Annotated in this window: 20 protein-coding genes; 14 read left to right on the top strand and 6 right to left on the bottom strand. The window is 63.4% G+C overall.

Translation table 11 applies throughout. The features are described from left to right. Nucleotides 1–32: 32 nt before the first annotated feature. Nucleotides 33–716: a response regulator transcription factor gene (locus QWI75_RS09150; protein WP_289268390.1), complete on the bottom strand. Its 684-nt coding sequence runs from the start codon at nucleotides 714–716 to the stop codon at nucleotides 33–35. Further along, nucleotides 713–2683, bottom strand: a complete 1971-nt coding sequence (locus tag QWI75_RS09145) for a PAS domain-containing sensor histidine kinase (RefSeq protein WP_289268389.1) — start codon at nucleotides 2681–2683, stop codon at nucleotides 713–715. The genes QWI75_RS09150 and QWI75_RS09145 overlap by 4 nt, the downstream gene beginning before the upstream one ends. Nucleotides 2684–2907: 224 nt before the next feature. Here QWI75_RS09145 and QWI75_RS09140 point away from each other — a divergent pair, with 224 nt between their 5' ends. The 4 genes from QWI75_RS09140 (at nucleotide 2908) to QWI75_RS09125 (ending at nucleotide 6193) form a co-directional block, all read left to right on the top strand. Then, a complete protein-coding gene (locus QWI75_RS09140) occupies nucleotides 2908–3822 on the top strand; it encodes a P-loop NTPase (protein WP_289268388.1) in 915 nt (304 codons plus the stop codon). 98 nt (nucleotides 3823–3920) lie between these two features. Next, nucleotides 3921–4850, top strand: coding sequence for a dihydroneopterin aldolase (folB, locus tag QWI75_RS09135; RefSeq protein ID WP_289268387.1), 930 nt, complete (start codon nucleotides 3921–3923; stop codon nucleotides 4848–4850). Nucleotides 4851–4863: 13 nt separating this feature from the next. Next, nucleotides 4864–5727 carry a PHP domain-containing protein gene (locus tag QWI75_RS09130; RefSeq protein ID WP_289268386.1) on the top strand — a complete coding sequence of 288 codons (864 nt, stop codon included), beginning with the start codon at nucleotides 4864–4866 and terminating at the stop codon, nucleotides 5725–5727. A gap of 37 nt (nucleotides 5728–5764) precedes the next feature. Beyond that, nucleotides 5765–6193, top strand: a complete 429-nt coding sequence (locus tag QWI75_RS09125) for a hypothetical protein (RefSeq protein WP_289268385.1) — start codon at nucleotides 5765–5767, stop codon at nucleotides 6191–6193. Nucleotides 6194–6216: 23 nt separating this feature from the next. On the opposite strand, the gene QWI75_RS09120 is transcribed toward QWI75_RS09125, so the two are convergent. Then, entirely contained in the window at nucleotides 6217–6804 is a 588-nt protein-coding gene (locus QWI75_RS09120; RefSeq protein WP_289268384.1) for a DUF3332 family protein, read from the bottom strand. A 165-nt stretch (nucleotides 6805–6969) separates the two neighbouring features. On the opposite strand from QWI75_RS09120, the gene QWI75_RS09115 reads away from it, so the two are divergent. Genes QWI75_RS09115 through QWI75_RS09105 form a run of 3 tightly spaced genes read left to right on the top strand, consistent with a single transcriptional unit; the run spans nucleotide 6970 to nucleotide 9998 of the window. Further along, a complete protein-coding gene (locus QWI75_RS09115) occupies nucleotides 6970–8415 on the top strand; it encodes a serine/threonine-protein kinase (RefSeq protein WP_289268383.1) in 1446 nt (481 codons plus the stop codon). 4 nt (nucleotides 8416–8419) lie between these two features. After that, nucleotides 8420–9283 carry a PP2C family protein-serine/threonine phosphatase gene (locus QWI75_RS09110; protein WP_289268382.1) on the top strand — a complete coding sequence of 288 codons (864 nt, stop codon included), beginning with the start codon at nucleotides 8420–8422 and terminating at the stop codon, nucleotides 9281–9283. Next, nucleotides 9276–9998 carry an FHA domain-containing protein gene (locus QWI75_RS09105; RefSeq protein WP_289268381.1) on the top strand — a complete coding sequence of 241 codons (723 nt, stop codon included), beginning with the start codon at nucleotides 9276–9278 and terminating at the stop codon, nucleotides 9996–9998. The genes QWI75_RS09110 and QWI75_RS09105 overlap by 8 nt, the downstream gene beginning before the upstream one ends. 15 nt (nucleotides 9999–10013) lie before the next feature. Here the strand turns inward: QWI75_RS09105 and QWI75_RS09100 are convergent, their stop codons facing one another. From QWI75_RS09100 to QWI75_RS09090, 3 genes are all read right to left on the bottom strand, one after another. Beyond that, nucleotides 10014–10625: a cysteine rich repeat-containing protein gene (locus QWI75_RS09100; protein ID WP_289268380.1), complete on the bottom strand. Its 612-nt coding sequence runs from the start codon at nucleotides 10623–10625 to the stop codon at nucleotides 10014–10016. 59 nt (nucleotides 10626–10684) lie between these two features. Then, nucleotides 10685–11701, bottom strand: a complete 1017-nt coding sequence (locus QWI75_RS09095) for a hypothetical protein (protein WP_289268379.1) — start codon at nucleotides 11699–11701, stop codon at nucleotides 10685–10687. A gap of 134 nt (nucleotides 11702–11835) precedes the next feature. Continuing rightward, a complete protein-coding gene (locus QWI75_RS09090) occupies nucleotides 11836–12249 on the bottom strand; it encodes a secondary thiamine-phosphate synthase enzyme YjbQ (protein ID WP_289268378.1) in 414 nt (137 codons plus the stop codon). Between the two features lie 230 nt (nucleotides 12250–12479). On the opposite strand from QWI75_RS09090, the gene QWI75_RS09085 reads away from it, so the two are divergent. The 7 genes from QWI75_RS09085 to QWI75_RS09055 all read left to right on the top strand — a co-directional run bounded on the left by QWI75_RS09085 (nucleotide 12480) and on the right by QWI75_RS09055 (nucleotide 20425). Next, entirely contained in the window at nucleotides 12480–14225 is a 1746-nt protein-coding gene (locus QWI75_RS09085) for an adenosylcobalamin-dependent ribonucleoside-diphosphate reductase (RefSeq protein WP_289268377.1), read from the top strand. Nucleotides 14226–14384: 159 nt separating this feature from the next. Continuing rightward, nucleotides 14385–15068, top strand: coding sequence for a hypothetical protein (locus tag QWI75_RS09080; RefSeq protein ID WP_289268376.1), 684 nt, complete (start codon nucleotides 14385–14387; stop codon nucleotides 15066–15068). 189 nt (nucleotides 15069–15257) lie between these two features. Further along, nucleotides 15258–15956, top strand: a complete 699-nt coding sequence (locus QWI75_RS09075; protein WP_289268375.1) for an HAD family hydrolase — start codon at nucleotides 15258–15260, stop codon at nucleotides 15954–15956. 92 nt (nucleotides 15957–16048) lie between these two features. Continuing rightward, nucleotides 16049–16984 carry a cobalamin-binding protein gene (locus tag QWI75_RS09070; protein ID WP_289268374.1) on the top strand — a complete coding sequence of 312 codons (936 nt, stop codon included), beginning with the start codon at nucleotides 16049–16051 and terminating at the stop codon, nucleotides 16982–16984. Between the two features lie 3 nt (nucleotides 16985–16987). Then, nucleotides 16988–17875 (top strand): presqualene diphosphate synthase HpnD, encoded by an 888-nt coding sequence (gene hpnD, locus QWI75_RS09065; protein ID WP_289268373.1) that lies wholly within the window; start codon nucleotides 16988–16990, stop codon nucleotides 17873–17875. Further along, nucleotides 17872–19239, top strand: coding sequence for a hydroxysqualene dehydroxylase (locus tag QWI75_RS09060; protein ID WP_289268372.1), 1368 nt, complete (start codon nucleotides 17872–17874; stop codon nucleotides 19237–19239). The genes hpnD and QWI75_RS09060 overlap by 4 nt, the downstream gene beginning before the upstream one ends. Nucleotides 19240–19255: 16 nt before the next feature. Next, the gene (locus QWI75_RS09055) at nucleotides 19256–20425 is read left to right on the top strand and encodes a pyridoxal phosphate-dependent aminotransferase (protein WP_289268371.1); all 1170 of its coding nucleotides are present in this window, start codon (nucleotides 19256–19258) and stop codon (nucleotides 20423–20425) included. The last annotated feature ends 92 nt before the right edge of the window (nucleotides 20426–20517 follow it).

The following is a 20517-nucleotide window of genomic DNA, read 5'->3' as shown; positions in this document are numbered from 1 at the left end:
GGAATGGGGCCGGCAGGCCTTTCACCATCCTGTTACGCGCCATGAACGCCTCGTTCCGATGTCAGCAGACCCGACCCCAGTGCAAATCGGACCAGTTCGGCGCGGGTCCGTAGGCCCAGCTTCTCCAGCACTCGCGCCCGATAGGTCTCGATCGATTTGACGCTGATCCCCAACGATTCGGCGATCTGGCTATTGGTAAACCCCTGTGCCACGCGGCTTAATACCTCGCGCTCCCGTCCGCTGAGCCGGCGTATGGGATCGGCCGGCCGGGACTCCGACTCCTGGCGATACTCCTCCATCACCTCACTTCGCACGGCTTGGGCTTCAAAAGCCAGATCGACAAAGGTCCGCCCCTGCGCAACTGCCCGAATCGCGGTCAACAGTTCCGTATCAGCCACGCTTTTCGCCACATACCCGGAGGCACCGGCCGCCAGCGCCATGCGGACGTACGAGGCGTCGGTGTGCATGCTCAGCACGAGCACTTTAGTTCCCACGCTGGAACTGCGGACCTTGGAAATCGCCTCGAGTCCCGAATGTTCCCCCATCGACAGGTCCATCACCACAAGATCGGGGGCCGTTGTTTGAACGCTGCGGACGGCCTCGGCGCCGTTCCCGGCTTCCCCCGCGACTTCCATATCCGACTGGGCGTTCAACAGCATCGCGAGGCCGGCCCGCAACACGGCATGGTCATCCGCCAGCAATACCCGAATGGTCATGGAGCGCCCTCCTTTACCGGTATCCACACATAGATAGTGGTCCCTTTCCCGGGAGACGATTCGATCTCCACCGTTCCATTCAGCAGGCTCGCCCGTTCACGCATGCCCGGAATGCCGAGCCCGGAAGGACCGCCGGAAACAGTTCCTTCCCCCTCAAACCCACATCCGTCATCCTCGATGATCGTAGTCACGACCGAATCGCCCCGATGCAGCACGACGCTGACATGTCTGGCGGCTGCATGCTTGGCGGCGTTGGTCATCGCTTCCTGAATAATCCGGTACAACGCCGTCTCCACCACGTTCGGCAACCGGCTGTGCTTCTCTCCCATGAACTGGACGTCGGCTTCGATCCCGTAAGACCGGATATAGTCCCAGACATATTGCCGCAAAGCCTCTTCCAAGCCCAGATCGTCGAGCACGCTGGGCCTGAGCCCCCTGGCGATGCGGCGTACTTCCTCCACGGCGTCTGTGGCCACCTGCCGGAGTCTGCGGGCCTGAGGCACCAGCAGCTCCGGCCGGGTCCCGTCTTCGAGCGAGCGCAGTCCCACCGCCAGACCCGTCAGAATCTGGCCGATCCCGTCATGCAGCTCCCGGGCAACGTGCCGGCGTTCCTCCTCCTGGACGACCATGATCTTGTTGAGCAGCCGGGTCCTGATCGCCTCGGCTCGTTTGCGCTCTGAGATATTCTTGATCATGCCCAACGCGTACCCGGGTTTCCCGTTCCCCTCGCGCAGCACGGCGACAGTCAGATGGCCCCAGACCACGCCGCCGCTCTTGGTGAGATACCGTTTTTCAATCTGATACGACCGCCGTATCCCTTCAAAAACCTCCTGCGCGAGCCGCAGGTCATGCTCCAGATCGTCCGGATGGGTGATCTCGCTGAAGGTTTTCACCGTCAGCTCGGATTCGGCGTATCCGACCATGCTGCACAAGGCCCCATTGACTCTCAGAAAGCGTCCGTCCGTTCCCACAATACCCATCCCGATCGGGGCCTCGTCGAACACCTTCCGGAACCGTTCCTCGCTTTCCGTGAGGCGATCCAGCAGGCGCTTCGATTCCGTGACATCGTTGACCACGGTCAACCTGGCTCGCCGCCCCGCATAGTCGAGCGAATAGAGACCCAGCTCGACGTCAATCAACGACCCATCCTTCTTGCGGTGGCGCCAAACGCCTTCCGCGCGGGGAGTATCCTTCACAGTCTGTAAGGCCTGCAACAATCGGGGAATATCCTCGGGAGGGCGGATATCCTTGATCGTCATGGCCAGGAACTCCTCCCGCGAGTACCCGTAGTGGCGGACGGCGGTCTCATTCACGTCCAGGAACTGAAGGGTCTCCAGGTCCACAACCCACATCGGATAGGGCGCATGTTCAAAGAGCATACGGTATTCTTCCCGGCTCTCGGCCAACAACCGCTCCGCTTCAGTCCGCTGTGCCAATTCGGCCTGGAGCGCCTCGATGGCATGGGACAGTTCGGCCGTGCGCTGCCGGACCATGGATTCCAACTCGGCATGAGACTGTTGCAGCGCCTGATGGGCTTCGCGCCTGGTCACCCCGAGTTCCAACGTGATCCACATCACGACCGTGGCAAAAAACCGGTTGGCCAGATCAACCCACAGCAGCGTGCCAGGGGCGGACAGGCCCGCCCCCAAGACGGTGAAGATCGTGCAGCCGCAGGTCATGAGGACCGGAAATCCACGCCTGCGGGACCAGAGGGAGAAATAGATGGCACCGCTGTAGAGGAATTCCGGGGCCGCCCCTCTCGGCAATTCCACATCCAGCGCAAAGATCGCCAGCACCAACGCGATCAGCAAACCTTCAAGCGCGCGGCCGGCCTGCGCAGTCTGTTCCCACTCATGCCAAAAGGCCTCGGCCCAGCGGCGCAGGAGCGAGGTGTGCTGAAGGTCGTCGGTCACGCCCCGTCCGCTACGGCGCTCCACGTGATCCGTAGCGAAACCCCGATCTATCATAGGTGGCTCCGATATCCCATCGTAGGGTGGGACCTGAGGCTATGCAAGTAGATGGATCGGCGGTCGTGCGCGGCCATTTCTCAATCTGGCAATTCATTTGGGGAATGGGACTTCCGCAGGTAAGATTGAACACGCATCGCCCCAGAGGCGGCGAGCCTCCGATTTCGGGCTTCGCGCCGCGCCGCAGAGCCGTTCTCGACCAGCATAGGACCAAAGCGCACCCCATGCCGATCATGATCTCCGTTGCCTCGGGTAAAGGCGGGGTTGGAAAGAGCGTCATTGCCGCCAATCTCTCCCTGTTGCTGGCCAAGAAGGGGAAGCAGGTGGTGTTGGCCGACCTGGACGTGGGGGGCGCCGATGCGCATGTCTTGTTCGGGCTCTTTCACCCTGCCGCGACACTGACGGATTTTCTGAACAAGCACGTCGCACGATTGGACGAGGTGGCCCAACCGGTGACGATCCATCCGGCCCTGAAACTGATCGCCGGAACCGGCGACACGCTGGCCACGGCGAACATGCCCTATGCGCGCAAGAAGCGATTGATCCGCCACTTTCAGGATCTTCAGGCCGACGTGGTCGTGATCGACATCGGAGCGGGAACCGGCTTTCACGCCCTCGACTTCTTCCTGATGGCCGACCTCCATCTGGCGGTGGCCACGCCGGACCCCACCTCGGTGTTGGACCTCTACCGGTTCATCAAGCTCGCCGCGATCCGCCGGGTGCTGTCTCACTTTCTGGCCCGCGATCCGATGGCGGAGGCGTTGTCCGAGCGGGACTTCAACAGCGTGCAGGAGGTGCTGGACGCGGCCGGCCAGACCGACGAAGCCGGGCGGGTCGCCGCGGAAGCGGCCTTGTCCACCTTTCGGCCCGGCTTGATCATCAACCGCACCGTTCGCCACACCCACGTCAACATCCTGCATCTGCGCAAGCTCCTTCGCGACTACGTCGGCGGGGACTTGACCTTGATTGGAGAGATTCCCGAAGACCAGGCCATGGAGCGGGCCGTCCGCGGCTATCTCCCGGTCGCGGAAGCCTTTCCACAGTCCCCCGCCGCCAGGGCGCTCGAACGGATCACCGAGAACCTGCTGCCCCTTCTGGCATCCCAACCGGTCCTCCAGCCTGTTCCTCAAGTTGCGTAAGACCTTCAGGATCATCCCGACCGCCATCGAACTGTCTTCGTATCCATCTCGTGATCCTCATTTGACTTGGCCGGCGGCAATCTTTAAGAATGGCCCCCATGCCGGCACGGATTGTCATCGAACGGCTGGAGTTCCAAGCTTCTTGCGGCGTCACCGACCAGGAGCGCCGCATTCCGCAACCCATCGCGGTGGATGTGGAATTGGAGGGCCGACCCGACAAGGCCGGCGAGGCCGCAATTACCGACGACCTGCGCCGCACGATCGACTATGCCCAGGTGGCGGAGCGGCTGGTCCAGGTCGGCACCGGCGCTCCGTGCCACCTCCTTGAGACCATGGCCGAGCGCATGCTCGCGACCCTGTTTGCGGAGTTTCCGGTCGAGGCGGCGTACCTGTGGGTGCGCAAGGTCCATCCGCCGGTCAAGTCCGTGCAGGGTTCGGTCGGTGTTCAGCTCAAACGAACGAGGCAGGCCCATATGAATCAGCGACAAGATCCGCTTCCGGCACGGTTCCTGATCGAACAACTCCACCGCCTTCCGCGCGGCCGCGCGCTCGATGTGGCGAGCGGCGCGGGGCGGAATGCCATGTACCTGGCGGCCAACGGATTCCAGGTCGACTGTATCGATCGGGACGAGCAGGCGCTGATCGCGCTCAATACGATGGCGCAGGAGCGGCATCTGGCGACGCTGTCAACCAAGACTATCGATCTGGAAACCGACCCGGTCCATATTCCGGACCTGGGGACCGAGCAATATGATGTCGTGTTGGTGTTCTTCTATCTGTATCGCCCGCTGTTTCCGCGCCTGATTCAGGCGCTCAAACCGGGCGGGATGCTCGTCTACGAGACGTTCACGGTCGCGAACCATCTCAAGCACCAGCATCCGCGGCGCCGGGAATTTTGTCTCGAACCGAACGAGTTGATCCGCCTCATCCACCCCCTGCATATCCTGTGTTACGATGAAGGCGAGCACGCGGGCAGCGACGGCGCCGCCCCCCTCTGGACGGCGCAGCTTCTCGCACAAAAGGTCTGACGAAGCGATCCGCATGAGCGACCGGGCCCGCCGCATCGATCTCCATCTGCACACGACCCATTCGGACGGCAGCCTGCCGCCGGCCGCCGTGCTGGCCCTGGCCCACGAGGCCAATGTCACCGCGCTCGCGATCACCGACCATGACATTACGTCCGGCCTGCCCGAGGCGATGAAGGCGGGAGCCGACTACGGCATCGAAGTCATCCCCGGCATCGAAATCAGCTCCCGCTATCTCGACACGGAACTGCACATTCTGGGGTACTTCCTCGACTGGCGGGACCCGCTGTTGAACGAGCGGCTGATCCGCCTGCGCGCGGGCCGCCACCAACGGAATCCTCAGATCATCCGGAAATTGCAGGAACTCGGGCTGGCCATTACCTATGACGAGGTGCAGCAACTCGCCGGGACGGAATCGGTCGGGCGCCCGCACATTGCGCGGGTGTTGATGGCGAAGGGCTATGTCTCCTCGGCCAAGGAAGCCTTCGACCGCTACCTCGCGAACGGCGGACCGGCGTTCGTGCCCCGCGATCTGCCTGACCCCACAACGGCGATCCAATGGATTCGCGAAGCCCAAGGGGTCCCGGTCCTGGCCCATCCCACCTGGGTGCCCGCGACCGGCGCGGCGCTGGTCTCTTTATGCGAGGAGCTGAAGGAAGCGGGCCTTGGCGGGATCGAAGCCCACTACAGCACGCATAAGCCCAAGCAGACCGCCGAATATCTGCAACTCGCGCAACGCCTGGATCTATTGGTGACCGGCGGGAGCGATTTTCACGGGCTCACGAAACCGGACATCGATGTCGGCACGGGCCGAGGGGATCTCAAGGTGCCGGAGAAGCTGTTGGAGCCGCTGAGGCGCGCGGCCGAGGTGGCGGGCTGACCGTCGGGAACCCTGTCTGTAAGGAGCGGCATCGACCATGAGGCCGGCTCTGGCAGGACGATCATACATCATCGTGATTGCCGTCACGATGGCGCTGAGCCTCGCGCCCTGGCCCGATGCAGCGGCTGATGTCACGGTGTTTCGAGGCCAGGACGGAACCAGCGGAACGATCACGGATCTGGGAAGCGGGACGGGGCTCTACTCGGATCCGCACGGTACGTTTGGGCCGGTTCAGGAGCGTGGCGATTCTCCATCGACGCTCACTCTACCCCCGGGTCAACCAGCCCAGGGGGCCAAAACGCCATTCGGGATGCCGCTTCCTCCTTCGAACCTCACGCCCGCTCCCGTACTCCCCTTTCAACCCCATGCCCCTCTGATGCCGGGACCAGGATCATCAACCCCGTCGGTTCCCTTTGCGCCGGGCGTGAATCCTGGCGGGCCTGGCGGTAGCTTTCGCGGACGCTGAGCCCCTGACGGGATTCCTCCTTCTTACAATTTCTCTGCCTGTTGGCCAAGCACCTTCACCTGTTCCGGAGAGAGCGTTTCGACTGGCCGGCAATCACCGTCCAGGATCATCACCTGTCCCTCGCGCGAGACCTCGGCGGAAAAGAGTTCCTGTCCGTTTTGATCGACCAGCTTCAGACGTCCGCCCTCCTCGATCACCCTGCCGGTTTTGACGACCAGCCCATCCCGCCGGTATTCGACCCGTTTCGACGGCCCGTCCGAGACCAACACCACTTCCGTTCGCAGATCGCCGACCCGGACCGTCTTCGTGCCGTTGGACGGTGACGACTGGCTGACTTTCACCGGATTCTGGCCGGTCCAGAATTCGACGGAATTGAAAATGAACGCGTCAGCCAAGGTGGAGAGTTGGTAGACCGGAATGATGACCAGCGCGAGGAAGATGATCTCCTTCATCCATTTCTCGTTGACCTCCCCGCTCCCCTTGACGTTGCCGTTCCATTTATAGACGCTGCGCGTCAGGTTGAAGGGGCCGTAACAGGCGCTGGTCGTCGCCAGCAAAGCGGCCAGGACCATTCCCGAGACAATCGAGCGATGCGGACCAAACAGTTTCATCGGTGTTTCCTCCTTACAGGGTCCTGTAGAACATGTGCTTGAATCTTAGCAACTCCTCGGGCAGGCGCCAGCAATTCATCCTTTCCACGTTCTGACAGTGTCTCGTCGAAAACCGCCCGAATCGTTGACTCTGCTCCTCCCTCCGTTAGACTGGGACTGTTCCCTATGTCAACGACTCACGGCACAGTGTCCTGGGGCTGGGTCGGCTTCTGCGCGATAGCCGGCGCGGTGTCACTGATCGGCGGCTCCGTTCTCAGCCGCCACCCGCTGCTGCATGACCTGCGGATCGGCCAGTCCGACTTTACGGCCGGAGCCTCAAGCCTGCTGCTCGGCAACACCCTAGTTGTCTTCTGGACCTTCCTGCTTGCCCGCCACATCGTCGGCACTCGTCCGGACGATGGACGAGGAGGGACATGGGCGCGGACGATCGTGCCGCCCGCCGTCTTGCTGGGAGGATTCCTGCTGGCCGCACCGTCCATCCGTCGTGCGATCGGAACGGCTGCCGGCGCACAGGCCCATGTCCCTCTCCTGTTCGTGTTTAGCGGGGTCCTGGTCGGTAGTGGGCTGTGGTTCACCCTGGCCTGGCTCAGCCGCCTCGATTCCCTCCACCACCTCCTTGGAGATCGCTTCCAAGGCACCAGCATGCCGAATGCGGACCAACAGGAAGAGGAAGCACCCTCGGTCACGGAACAGGCAGGCGAAGAGAGGACGCAGATCTTGTCCCATGCCCGCCGGTCCCCTGCACCGGCTCCACCCCTGTCCCGCTCCGGCGCCGGTCTCATCGGATTGTCGCTGGGGCGCTACCGGGTGCTGAAGGAAATCGGCCGAGGATCGATGGGGACGGTCTACCTTGGCAAGGACCCCACCATTCAGAGATTCGTGGCCATCAAGACCGTGCGGCTGGATGGGGCGGAAGATGCGGAGGAGGCCGATGCCGTGAAGGCCCGGTTTTTTCGCGAAGCCGAATCCACCGGCCGGCTGTCCCATCCGAATATCGTGACGATTTACGACGCCGGCGAGCAGGACGGTCTGGGGTTCATCGCGATGGAATATCTGGAAGGGACAACCTTGCGGCCCTACGGCCGTGCTCAAAACCAGTTGCCGCTCGCCGCCGTGCTGGACACCGTGGCCACCGTGGCCGACGCGCTCGACTATGCCCACCGTCAAGGCGTGGTGCACCGCGACATCAAGCCCGCCAATATCATGCTGACTTCCGACAGCCGTGTGAAGGTCATGGATTTCGGGATCGCCACGGTGACGAATTCGATCAAGACCCGTTCCATGGCCGTCCTGGGCACCCCCTCCTACATATCCCCGGAACAGGTGGCCGGCCGAAAAGCCGACGGCCGCGCCGACATTTTCTCGTTGGGAGTGGTGCTGTTCGAGTTGCTGGCGGGACGCAGGCCCTTCGAAGCCGACGACGTGACGACGTTGCTCTATCGGATTGCGCGCGAACCGCACCGGCGTCTGGCCGACGACCGGCCCTCGCTGCCGTCCGAACTGTACCGTATCGTGGATTGCGCGCTCCAGAAAGACCCGGCCCATCGCTTCGCGAAGGCCGGCGACCTGAGCCGATCATTGCGCGACTGCCTGCGCGCCATGGCAGCCTGACACCATGACTCCTCCCTTTTCAATCTCCGTCGCAGCCCTGACGGACCCCGGACTCATTCTGGAGCGAAACGAAGACGCCTATGCGATCGAGACGTCGCTTGGGTGTTACCTGGTCTGCGACGGCCTGGGTGGCCACGCGGCCGGCGACATCGCGAGCCGCCTCGCCGCGGACAGCATCTGCTCCTACCTTCGCGACGCTCCAGACGGGCCAGGGTCGGCCGCTGATGCTCCATCCGACGAGTCCGTTTCCCCGGTCACGAACCGGTTGGGCGGGGCGATCCGTTATGCCAACCGCGTGATTCATTGTGAAGCGCGGCAACGGCTGGCCTGCGCGGGCATGGGCACGACGGTCGTTGCCGTTGTGATTCACGATCAGGTTGCCTCCATCGCCCACGTGGGCGACAGCCGGTTGTACCTGGTGCGCGACCGGCGCCTCGACTGCCTGACCAGGGACCATTCGGCGGAGATCGAACGGACTCGCTTGGACTCGTCTGGCAGCGGCACGATCGAGGGCTCCCGCCGGACATCCGTTCTGACCCGCGCGGTGGGGATCGCCAACTCCGTCGAGGTGGAATTGTCCGAGATCCCGTTGATGCCGGGCGACGTGCTGCTGCTCTGCTCGGACGGTCTGACCCGTGAGGTCATGCCGGACGCCATCTTGGAAACCATGATCGATCGGAAAACCCCGCAGCCGATCGCCGAACGCCTCCTGTCGCTCGCCAAAACCGCTGGAGGACGCGACAACATCACCGTCATTGTTCTGGCCATCCAGGCGGCAACAACGCCAACCCTATGGGATCGCATCCGCCGGCATGTCCGCCGCCATCCACTATCCATGACGATCAGCAAGGAGAATTCCCATGCCTGAGGTCATTGCCTCCCATGCCAAACTGTTGTTGAAGTCGAAGGATGCCGCGATGCAAGAGATCGACATCGCCAAGCCGACCTTCGCCATCGGACGAAAACCCGACAACGATCTGGTCCTGGACGATCCCGCGGTTTCCGGACACCACGCCCGTATCGTGAAAATTCAGGCCGCCTACTTTCTTGAGGATTTGAAGAGCACGAACGGCACCCTCTTGAACTCAAGGGCCGTGGACCGCCGCCAATTGCAGGACGCGGACGTCATCGCGATCGGTCATGCTCGATTGGTATTCCGGGATCAGAGCGCCGTTCCGCTGCAGGCGTCATCCTCCGGCGAGATGGGCGCGATGGACCTGGACAAGACGATGGTCCTGACCGGCAAGGCACATCGGGGACCGGCTGCAGCCTCTCCTGCGGCCAAGGTCGAAGTGCTCTCGGGCCGGACCGACCGGACGGAATATCACTTGACGAAACTCGTGACCGTGATCGGCTCCCAGGAGGACGCCACGATCCGCTTGACCGGATGGTTTGCCCCCAAAGTCGCGGCCATGATCGCCAGGCGGAAAGAAACCTGGACCCTCATTCCGCCCAATCACGGCAAGAAGGTGCTGTTGAACCAGGCTCAGGTGACGACGCAGGTGGAATTGAAGGACGGGGATCAAATCGATTTGGCCGGAGTCTCGTTGCGAATTCTCGTCACATCGAAAAAAGCCGCGTAACCCGGCTGGCTGTCGTCAGTCCAGCACGCGCTGCTGGATCAGCACCTCCGTGCATGTGGAGGATAGCTCCTCCGCGTGAGTCCGCAGACAGTGCAAGATGGGTCCGCCGCGCAGGGGCGCCTGCGGACACACCTTCCGGATATCGGCTCGGCAGGACGCGAGGACGGCGCGGGCTCCGTCTGGAGAACGCCCCTCCTGGTCGCCAGGACGGCGCTGGCACGCGGCGGGCAGCCAACTCCCGTACATGCGAAGACAATCTCGGAATCGCCCGCTTCCCGGTTCCACCTCGCCACAGAGCTTTCTGACTTCCTCGGCGCAGTTCAACTCCGGCTCCCGTTCGAGTGAGAGAACCGGCTGGTCGCGTGGGAAAGCCGGCGATCCGGTCGCGTCCCGCGACACGGCGGGCGTGCCGCCTGGCGGCTGCCCTCTCTCAGGACCCGGCCGCGATTCCGGCGCCATGATGAGGGATGGGCGGGACTCGAAACCGGTCTCCAACCTGGTTCCGGTCCAGGCGCTGAAGAGAGTTTTCGGCAGGTTGACCCAGATCAACGACCAGACGAACCCCAGCACGCAACACGTGACCAATTTGGCCGGCCACGACGATCGCCCGGGGCGAGGATCAGGCATGGGAGGCACTCCATCTCATGACCGGTCGCGCGAATGCCGGCGCGGCGAGCGGCCGCGCGTCAATTGTCCGGCGTTTCGACGATGTGGTTCTCGAACTTGGTGCAGCCTTCGGCGAGCAGGCGGTTCGTCAACATTTCGCCAGGCCATTCGATCGGAAGATCGGCTGTGAAGACCCACACGTCCGGCGAGGTCCAGACCGGCCCATGGTCTTCAGGCAGATCGGGATCGAACAGGTCGGTCCAGATGGGCATGTACACCCCGTTGCCGCATTGCGTGTGGAGATGGACGATGGTGCGGGCGCGCACGGCCGGATCCAATTCGCGCCAGACCGCCGCGGTTTCATCGGCCAACCGGTGCAGGCGGACGGCGTTTTGCGCGTCGTAGAGCGCATAGGCGGCGTAGACCGGCGCTTCGATCATATGAGGCGCCTGCGCCAATTCGGCGCATTGTTCCATCAAGCCGGCCAACAGCGCGCGCCGATCCTGTTCTTCCATCCCCTCGGGCAGCCCCGGCTCCGTCGCTCCGATCAACTCGAACATGAGAAACGCGGTATTTTCGACGGGAGGATGGAGCCGCGCCGCCACCGGCTGCGGCCGCTGTGATTCCGCCAACAGCGACAAATGATCATGGATCGTTTGCAGGCTGAGCAGGTCCAGCGTCGCATCGGTCAATAAGCGAGGCTCGACCGTGATGACCGTGCCGGGCGGCACGCGCAAATACTGGTGCAGCAGGTTCGCCGTCGCGACCGGATCGACCTTTAAGCCGAGCGGCAACGCGAGGTTGGCCTGCAACGGCAACGCCAGGGCGCCCATGATCGCATAGGACGGTTTCTCGTCCGGATCGTGGACCTCCATCATCACCGAACAGGCCGCTTCCGCCAGCAGGTCGAACAACCATTCGGCCATCTCTTCGTCCAGCGCGGCCATGACCATGAGCAGTTCCTGCTCCCGCCCCTGGTCCAAGAACGCCTGGAGCGTATCGACGGCCGCATCGTTGTCCCCGTGATCGTGCCGGCGGGCGTTGATGAGGTGAATCAGGTCCCGCGTGAGGGGATCGGGACGGGTCCAACTGAACATGTGGTGCTCCTTCGAATGTCGCGCCGGCTCGCGCGGACTTGCGAACCGGCCGAGATCATGTTGCCAAAGATTGAATGGAGAGGCAAGCTTCTCAAAGTTTCATCATCGACGCATCCGACCTCATCCGGTCATGGTTACTCCCCGATGATCTTGATCAGGACGCGTTTTTTGCGCCGCCCGTCGAACTCGCCGTAGAAGATCTGTTCCCAGGGACCGAAGTCCAATCGCCCGTTGGTCAGCGCCACGACCACTTCCCGCCCCATGAGTTGGCGTTTGATGTGGGCGTCGCCGTTGTCTTCTCCCGTCAGATTATGGCGATAGGAGCCGGTCTGAGGAGCCTGCCGTTCGAGAAACTCGTCGTAGTCCTGAAGCAGGCCCGGCTCGTCGTCATTGATGTAGACGCTCGCGGTGATGTGCATGGCATTGACGAGGACGAACCCTTCCCGGATGCCGCTCTTCCGCACCGCCCCCTCCACCTGCGGCGTGATGTTCAGATAGGCGCGGCGAGTCGACGTTTCGAACGAGAGTTCTTCCCGATAGTGTTTCATGGGGGCGACGGACGATCCGTTGCACGATGATGCCTCACGCTCCGCCGGAGTTGCAAGCCCGCCGCCGACGACGCGGCTTCGGAAGACAGACGGATGATCGGGTCACGGTCGAATGAGGCTCGGCTCGCAATCGGATGGTGGTCGGACGCATGGCCGTCACCGCCTTGCTGGCACTGACGCCTTGCATCGCATATAATTGCAGGACAAGCCCACTCTCGACAGGATCACCCGTGCCCACTCCTCGACCGACAGTTCCCCAACTCTCTCGCAATGCGCTGACCGTCTTGGAGCGGCGTTATCTCATGAAGAACACGCAGGGGCGTCTCGTCGAAACACCGGCCCAGATGTTCCATCGCGTGGCCGCCAATATCGCCGAGGCGGAACGGGGTTACCGCAAGCGGGTGCCGCCCGCCCGCCTGGCCCGCTCGTTTTATGACATGATGGCGAAACTGGAGTTCCTGCCGAACTCCCCGACACTCATGAACGCCGGGGGCCGGTTGCAGCAACTCTCCGCCTGCTTCGTGCTCCCCGTCGAGGATTCGCTCGAATCGATCTACGAGACCCTCAAGCATCAGGCGCTGATCCATCAATCCGGCGGCGGCACCGGCTTCTCGTTCAGCCGGCTGCGGCCGAAGGACGACGTCGTCGCGACAACTCACGGCATCGCCTCCGGTCCGGTGTCCTTCATGCGGATCTTCAACACCTCCACCGACGTGATCAAGCAGGGAGGCACCCGCCGCGGCGCCAACATGGGGATTCTCCGCGTGGACCATCCCGACATCCTGGAATTCATCCAGGCCAAGCGGCATCCCCAGGAATTGACCAACTTCAACATCTCGGTCGGCGTCACGGATGCGTTCATGCAGGCCGTCGCCCGCGGGCGCGACTATCCCTTGATCAATCCTCGGACCAACAAGGTCGTGCGCCGGGTTTCCGCGCAGATGGTCTTCGATGCGCTCATCGAAGCGGCCTGGACCAGCGGCGAACCGGGCATCATCTTCCTCGACCAGATCAACCGGACCCAACCGACGCCGGCCGTCGGCGAGATCGAAGCCACCAATCCCTGCGGCGAGCAGCCGCTATTGCCTTACGAATCCTGCGTGTTGGGCTCGATCAACCTGTCGAAGTTCGTCGCGGGGCCGGAACAGACGCGGCATATCGAGTACGAGCGGCTGGCCGAGACGATCAGGCTGGCCGTGCGGTTTCTCGACAACGTCATCGACATGACCCGGTTCCCGCTGGAGGCGATTGCGGAGGTGACAACGCGCAATCGCAAGATCGGCCTGGGCGTCATGGGCTTCGCGGACCTGTTGATCTTGCTGAACATCCCCTACGACAGCGAAGAGGCCTTGAAACTCGGCGAATCGCTGATGCGGTTCGTCCGCGAACATGCGCATCAAGCCTCGGCCGACCTGGCGCGGGCGCGGGGCGTGTTTCCCAACTACGCCAAAAGCCGCCTGAAAGAGAGCGGGGAACGCCGCCGCAACGCGACCGTGACGACCATTGCCCCGACCGGGACCATCAGCATCATCGCCGACTGCTCCGCCGGCATCGAGCCGCTCTACGGCGTGAGCTTCGTCCGAACCGTGATGGACGACGTGCGCTTGGCCACCGTGCATCCCGAGTTCCTGCGCCTGGCGCGCCGCCACGGCATTGCGACCGACGCCTTGATCCGGGAGGTGTCCCAACAGGAATCGATTCAGCACCTGACGGAGATTCCGCCGGACCTGCGCCGGTTGTTCGTGACCGCCCACGATGTCAGCCCGGAACATCATGTCAAAATGCAGGCGACGTTCCAGAAGTACAGCGACAGCGGCGTCTCCAAGACCATCAACCTCCCGGCCGGCGCCTCACAGGCCGATGTCGCCGCGGCGTTCCGCTTGGCTTATCACCTGGGTTGCAAGGGGCTGACCGTATTTCGAACCGGCAGCCGCGAGAAACAAGTACTTTCGTGCGCCAACATTCAATACTGCTGAGTCCGTGGAGCAGCGCCGAGCGTTCAATCGACAGAAAGCCGCTTGGGCTAACCCCGCACGATTTCAGCGGAAGTTTGACAGGGCCGGATGAGGGTGCTATCACAAGCAACGAAAGAGACTGCTCAGACCGCGTTTCACACAGCCCACGAGAGGTGATCCATGTTCGCTCATAGCGGGTGGTCAACTGGCGTCGCGCAATTTCCACAATGGAATCTCCTCTTTGCCCGAGCGCCCGAACCGGATTTGGAATTCGAAGAGGATGTGTTGGAAGAGGCGGAATCGGGATCGGGGCAGCCTTCCCCTGCGAACAAGCCGCCGAAGCGCAAGGGCAGCAGCCCGGTGATGTGGATCCTGCTGTTGCTGCTCCTGGGCGGCGGAGCCTATGTCGCGATGGACCCTGATATCGTCATGGATCTGCTCAATCCTCTCTTGGGAGAACCGGTCGCCACGCCGCCGCTCGCGCAAATTCCGCCGCCGAAGCCGGCCGCTCCCAAGCCTGCGCCCTCGTCCCCCGCGCCGGCTCCGACGGACTCGGCGCCGCCGGGACCGAGCGCCGTTCCCGCGCCTTCGCCGACCCCGGCCCCGGGACCGACCGCCGCCGCCAAACCGTTCATCGATCCGCAATTCAGCGAAGGCCAGCGCGTCACCATCGTCGGCACGGCCGGCCCGTTGATCCTGTCACAGGATCCGGCCGGACGGCAGCCCGGTCCGTCGGTCAAGCCGGGCAGCGCGTTGATCGTGCTGGACGGCGATCTCCAACCGACGGGGTGGGTCTACTCCGTGCGCACCGAGCAGGGAACCAAGGGATGGATTCCTGAAAAGATGCTGCGCCTCATGCCGTAACGGAACACTCGTCTCCCGCAACCCTGCGTAAGCCCCGATGCGCCGAGGCTGCCCGAAAGGCAGCCTCGGCTCCGTTATAAGTCCGGCGCCTCACCGACGATTCTTCCGCTTCAATCAGCCGATCCGCATTCGTCTTCTCTCTCGCCCGGACTCCTGTGCTATACTGCCGCTCTCATCGAGAGTCCAACCATGCTGCGCGCGATCATCTTTGACTTCGACGGCGTCATCGCCGATACCGAACCGCTGCACTTTCGAGCCTTCCAGCAGGTGTTGGAAGGGATCGGCCTCTCGCTCAGCGAGACCGACTACTACGCCAACTATTTGGGTTTCGACGACCGGGGCTGTTTCATGACGGCTCTCGCCGCCAACGGCCGCCCGACGCCGGCCGAGACGGTCCGTTCCTTGATGGAACGGAAGGCCGTCGCCTATTTGGAGGCGGTGCGCAACCATTTGGTGGTGCTGCCCGGGGTGCCCACATTCGTCCGGCAGGCCAGCCGGCAGTATCCGCTGGCCATCGCCTCGGGCGCGCTCCGGCCTGAAATCGAGTTGATTTTGCAGACGATCGGCTTGCGGGATTGTTTTCAACAGATCGCCAGCGCCGAGGACGTGGCCAGGGGAAAGCCGGACCCGGAGCCCTTCCTGCTGGCATTGGAGCTGTTGAACAAACCCGATGGGATCGCGACAACCGCTCCCATCAAGCCCGATGAATGTTTGGTGATCGAGGATTCCATTCCGGGCATCCGAAGCGGCAAGGCCGCTGGCATGAAGGTCCTGGCCGTGGCCAACACCCATGCGATCGGCGAATTGGACGAGGCAGACGCCATCACGCCCGGCTTGGATCAGGTTAACCTCCACGAGCTGAGCGGACGGCTGTGGGGGACAGGCTGAACCGTCACTCGTCGATGGTCAACCGTCATTCGCACATGACCGAGTGGATAAGGCTGCGTTGTCTCACCCTTGACGCTTGACGATTACCGGCCATGCGCATCGTCTCACTCCAGCCCGGCGCGACCGAGATCATCGCGGCCTTGGGACTGACCGATCACCTCGTGGCCGTGAGCCACGAGTGTGATCATCCCCCAACGATCGCCGGCCTGCCGGTGGTGACCGGACCGTTCACCGCCCCAACCACGGCCTCCTGCCGCGAGATCGACCGGACCGTCACGGAACGGCTGGCCGTGGGAGCCCCGCTGTTCGAGATCGATGCCGCCGCGTTGGCAACAGCCGGGCCGGATCTGCTGATCGTGCAAGACCTTTGTCACGTCTGCGGCATCACCCCCGAACACCTCGACCAGGCGCTCACCTGCTTGCCGGCCAAGCCGCAGGTGGTGACGGTGGGAGGGGTCACGTTGGAGGAGGTCTTTCTGGATATCCTGCAGATCGGCCAGGCAACCGGCCGGACGGAGGCGGCCGAGTCCCTGGTCGATGATCTGCGCAGTCGCTGCGAAAGGGTGCGGAATCGCCAATCGGCCCGTACGCGGCGACCCAAGGTCGTGTGTGTGGAATGGCTCGATCCATTCTATGTGGCGGGGCACTGGACTCCCGAGTTGGTCGCGTTGGCCGGAGGACGAGCCGTGCTGGGAACAGCCGGGGCGCCCTCTCGGAAAGTCTCGTGGGACGACATGGTTGCGGCGGAGCCGGACGTGCTGCTCGTGATGCCCTGTGGCTTCACGCTGGAGCGCACGGTCGAAGAACTCCGGTCCTCTTGCCCGGCCCTCCCCTGGGATCAGTTGCAGGCCGTGCGTCACGGGCTGGTGTTTGCGCTCGACGGCAACGCGCACTTCTCCAGGCCCGGTCCCCGGCTCGTCGATGGCTTAGAAATCCTGGAAGTTCTGCTGGCACATGAACGCCCCCCGGCATCCACGCCGCCAGGTGCGCAGCTCGTCACCTGGCTGCAAGACCATATCAAGGTGTAAGCCGTGACGCCGGCCGAGGCCCAAGCCTACTGCACGACGCTCACCAAACGGAGCGGCAGCAACTTCTACTACTCGTTCTTCTTTCTCCCGCGCGAGCGACGGGAGGCGATGTATACCGTCTATGCCTTCTGCAAGGAAGTGGACAGCGCCGTGGATGAACCGCCGGCCGGAAGCAACCCCCAGGAGGAGCTACGGCGGTGGCGGCAGGAACTGACCGCGGCGTACCAGGGCCAGCCCACCCATCCGGTGACGATCAGCCTGTCGGCACAGGCGAGGCTGTTCGACATTCCGCAGGAGTTGTGCGAGGAACTGATCAACGGGGTCGAGATGGACCTGAGCATGACCCGCTACCAGACCTTCACCGACCTCTACCAATATTGCTATCGGGTGGCGTCGGTGGTGGGCTTGATCTGTCTTCGCATCTTCGGCGCTCGATCGCCTAAAGCCACGGCCTATGCCATCGACCTCGGGCTCGCATTTCAATTGACGAACATCCTCCGCGACCTGGGCGTCGATGCGCGCAACGGCCGCATCTATCTGCCGCTGGAGGACTTGGCCCGGTTTGCGTACACGGAGGAAGATCTGCTCGCGGAGCGCATGACGCCGGCCTTCCATGCCTTGATGCGGTTTGAATGCGAGCGGGCTCGGGAGTTTTATGCCAAGGCCCGGCAGACCCTTGAGGAGTTGCCGGCATCGGATCGACAGCTCCTGACTGTCGCGGAAATCATGCGCGGGGTCTACAGCCGCATCCTCATGCGCATTGAATCGTCCAACTACCAGGTGTTCGGGCCGCGCATCCGTCTTTCGTCTCCTCACCGGCTGGGGGTCGCAGCGGCGATCTGGCTTCGGTCCCGACTTCGATCACGTCTCCTGTCCCAGGCCTCGGCATGACACGTCCTGCTTCGGTCCTCGTGCTCGGCGCCGGCCCGGCCGGATTGGCGGCGGCCTTTCGCCTGGGCCAACAGGGCCACTCGGTCACGCTGCTCGAAGAGCGCGACCGCCTCGGCGGAGGTCTCGTCGCGCCCGGAGAGGATCAGAGCCTCGTGGACGCGATCCCGCCCGTGATTTTCGGACACCAGTCCGCGACATTGCAGCTTCTCAAGGATCTCGGCACGCTCAAACATGCCCAATTCCGCACGCCGGGCCAGATCGAGTTCCGGACAAGGGATCATGGGGCCAAGCGGCTGCGCAACCTCTGGCTGCCCGCTCCGTTCCACAGCATCCTCGGCCTGGCCGCGTCGCGCGGCCTCACGCTCCGCGATCTCTGGCGGGCGCTCGTATTTCTCGAACGGACCTGGGAAGAGGATCCGGGGCTTCCACTGGATCTGGACAGCCGCCGCGCCGATCAATGGCTGACGGATATCCGGCAATCGGAGGAGGCTCAGGTCAACGTGTGGGCGCCGCTTTCCCGCTTTCTGTTGAGTAGCGAGCTGTCCTCGGCCTCGGCCGGCCTGCTGGTCGAAATGCTCCGGCGCAGCTTCTTGACCACCAGGGCCAACTCGCGCGTCGGCATCCCCGACCGGGATTGGTCCAGCCTGCTGATCAGGCCGGTCGTGGAGCAATACAAGAAACGGCAGGTGATCCTGCACACCGGCTGCCTGTTCGACCAGATTCAGGTGAAGGGCCAACTCGTGACCGGCGTGCGAGTGAAAGACCGGCGGGTATTGACCGCCGATTGGTACGTCGCAGCGGTGCCGCCTCGGCGCCTCTCCGACCTGTTGCCCGAGGGAGTCGTCACGCACTATGCGACTTTTCATCAACTGGGCAAGCTTGCCGACGCCGTCGGCCTCACCGTCCATCTCTGGCTGGAGGCGCCGAGCGAGACGCCTCGCCTGGCCCTGTTGGTCGGCCACACCTTCCATTGGCTCGTCATCCGTCGGGCGCCTGGATCAGAGAAGAACGCGCTCGTTTCGCTGGTCGCGACCGGCCGGGCCGATCTGATGCACCATTCCGACCAGGCGCTGGCGGACTTCGCGTGGACGGACGTCAAGACGGCGCTCCCCGAGCTGAGCCAGGCGCGCCTGGCCAAGGCGCAGGTCATCAAGCGGGAGCGAGCCTGCCTCATGGCCCGTCCCGGCGCCACCGCCTACCGGCCCGTGACGGAATCGCCCTTTTCCAACCTGTTGCTGGCCGGCGGCTGGACCGATACCGGCCTACCGGACTCGGTCGAGGGAGCCATCCTCAGCGCCGACCGCTGCGCGCAGGTGATTGCCGCGAGAGCGGCGGCATCCGAACGGAGCCAACGCACCGCCTGATTCGAAGGGATCAATCATGACGCGAGACACGAGGCGAGCATGGAGTCAGCGCACAGCCAGCCTGGGGCAATCGGACATTCGCGCCATGACCCAGGCCTGCGTCCAGATCAAGGGCATCAACATGGCGCAGGGCGTGTGCGATACGGGCGTGCCCCCGGTGGTCGCCCACGCCGTCCAACATGCGGTTGATCTCGGCTACAACATCTATACGAGGTTCGACGGGTTGCCTCAGTTACGCCAGGCCTTGGCGAGAAAGACGGCCCACTACAACGGCTTTTCCCCGGACCCCGAGACCGATATCACGGTGTCGGCGGGCGCGACCGGCGCGTTCCACTGCGCCTGCATGGCCCTGTTCGATCCCGGCGATGAAGTCATCGTGTTCGAACCCTACTATGCCTACCATCTGCATGCGCTGGCCTCGGTTGATGCGGTTCCGCGCATCGTCCCGACGCTCCCGCCCGACTGGGCCTTCGACCTCCGCGCGCTCGAGGAGGCCGTCACCGCTCGCACCAAGGCCATCGTGGTCAACACCCCGTCGAATCCCTCCGGCAAGGTCTTCAGCCGCGCCGAGCTGGAGCAGATCGGCCGGATCGCCATGGAACGGGATCTGTTCGTCATCACCGACGAGATCTATGAATACTTCCTGTACGACGGCCGCCCGCATGTGAGCCTGGCATCGCTGCCCGGCATGGCCGAGCGGACGATCACGATTTCCGGCTATTCGAAAACCTTTGCGATTACCGGCTGGCGGATCGGCCATACCATCGCCGCGCCGCGCTGGGCCCAAGCCATCGGGTCGATGAACGATCTGCTGTACGTCTGCGCGCCGGCCCCGCTGCAACATGCGGTGGCGACGGGGATCAATGAATTGCGGCAGGAGTTCTATGTCGAACTTGCGACCGAGTATCAGGCCAAGCGCGATCGGTTCTGCGAGGCGCTGCAACGGGCGGGCCTGCCCCCATCGGTTCCCCAAGGAGCCTATTATGTCCTGGCGGATGTCTCCCTTATACCGGGAAAGACCGGAAAAGAGCGGGCGATGTATGTGCTCGAAAAGACCGGCGTGGCCGGCGTGCCTGGCGAAGCCTTCTTTCAAGGCGAGACCGGCCATCGCTTCATCCGGTTCTGCTACGCCAAGACCGAGAAGGACCTCGCCGACGCCTGCGACCGTTTGGCCCGCCTCACCTAACAATTCTGGACCAAGTCCGTGTGATTCCCTCAACAGGCTGTTTCGTTTGCGGGACGGCGTTCGGGCAACCCACTGACGTCGTCTTTCCGGTT

Source organism: Nitrospira tepida, from assembly GCF_947241125.1.
GTDB classification, from domain to species: domain Bacteria; phylum Nitrospirota; class Nitrospiria; order Nitrospirales; family Nitrospiraceae; genus Nitrospira_G; species Nitrospira_G tepida.
This window is presented reverse-complemented; position numbering and strand designations above follow the sequence as displayed.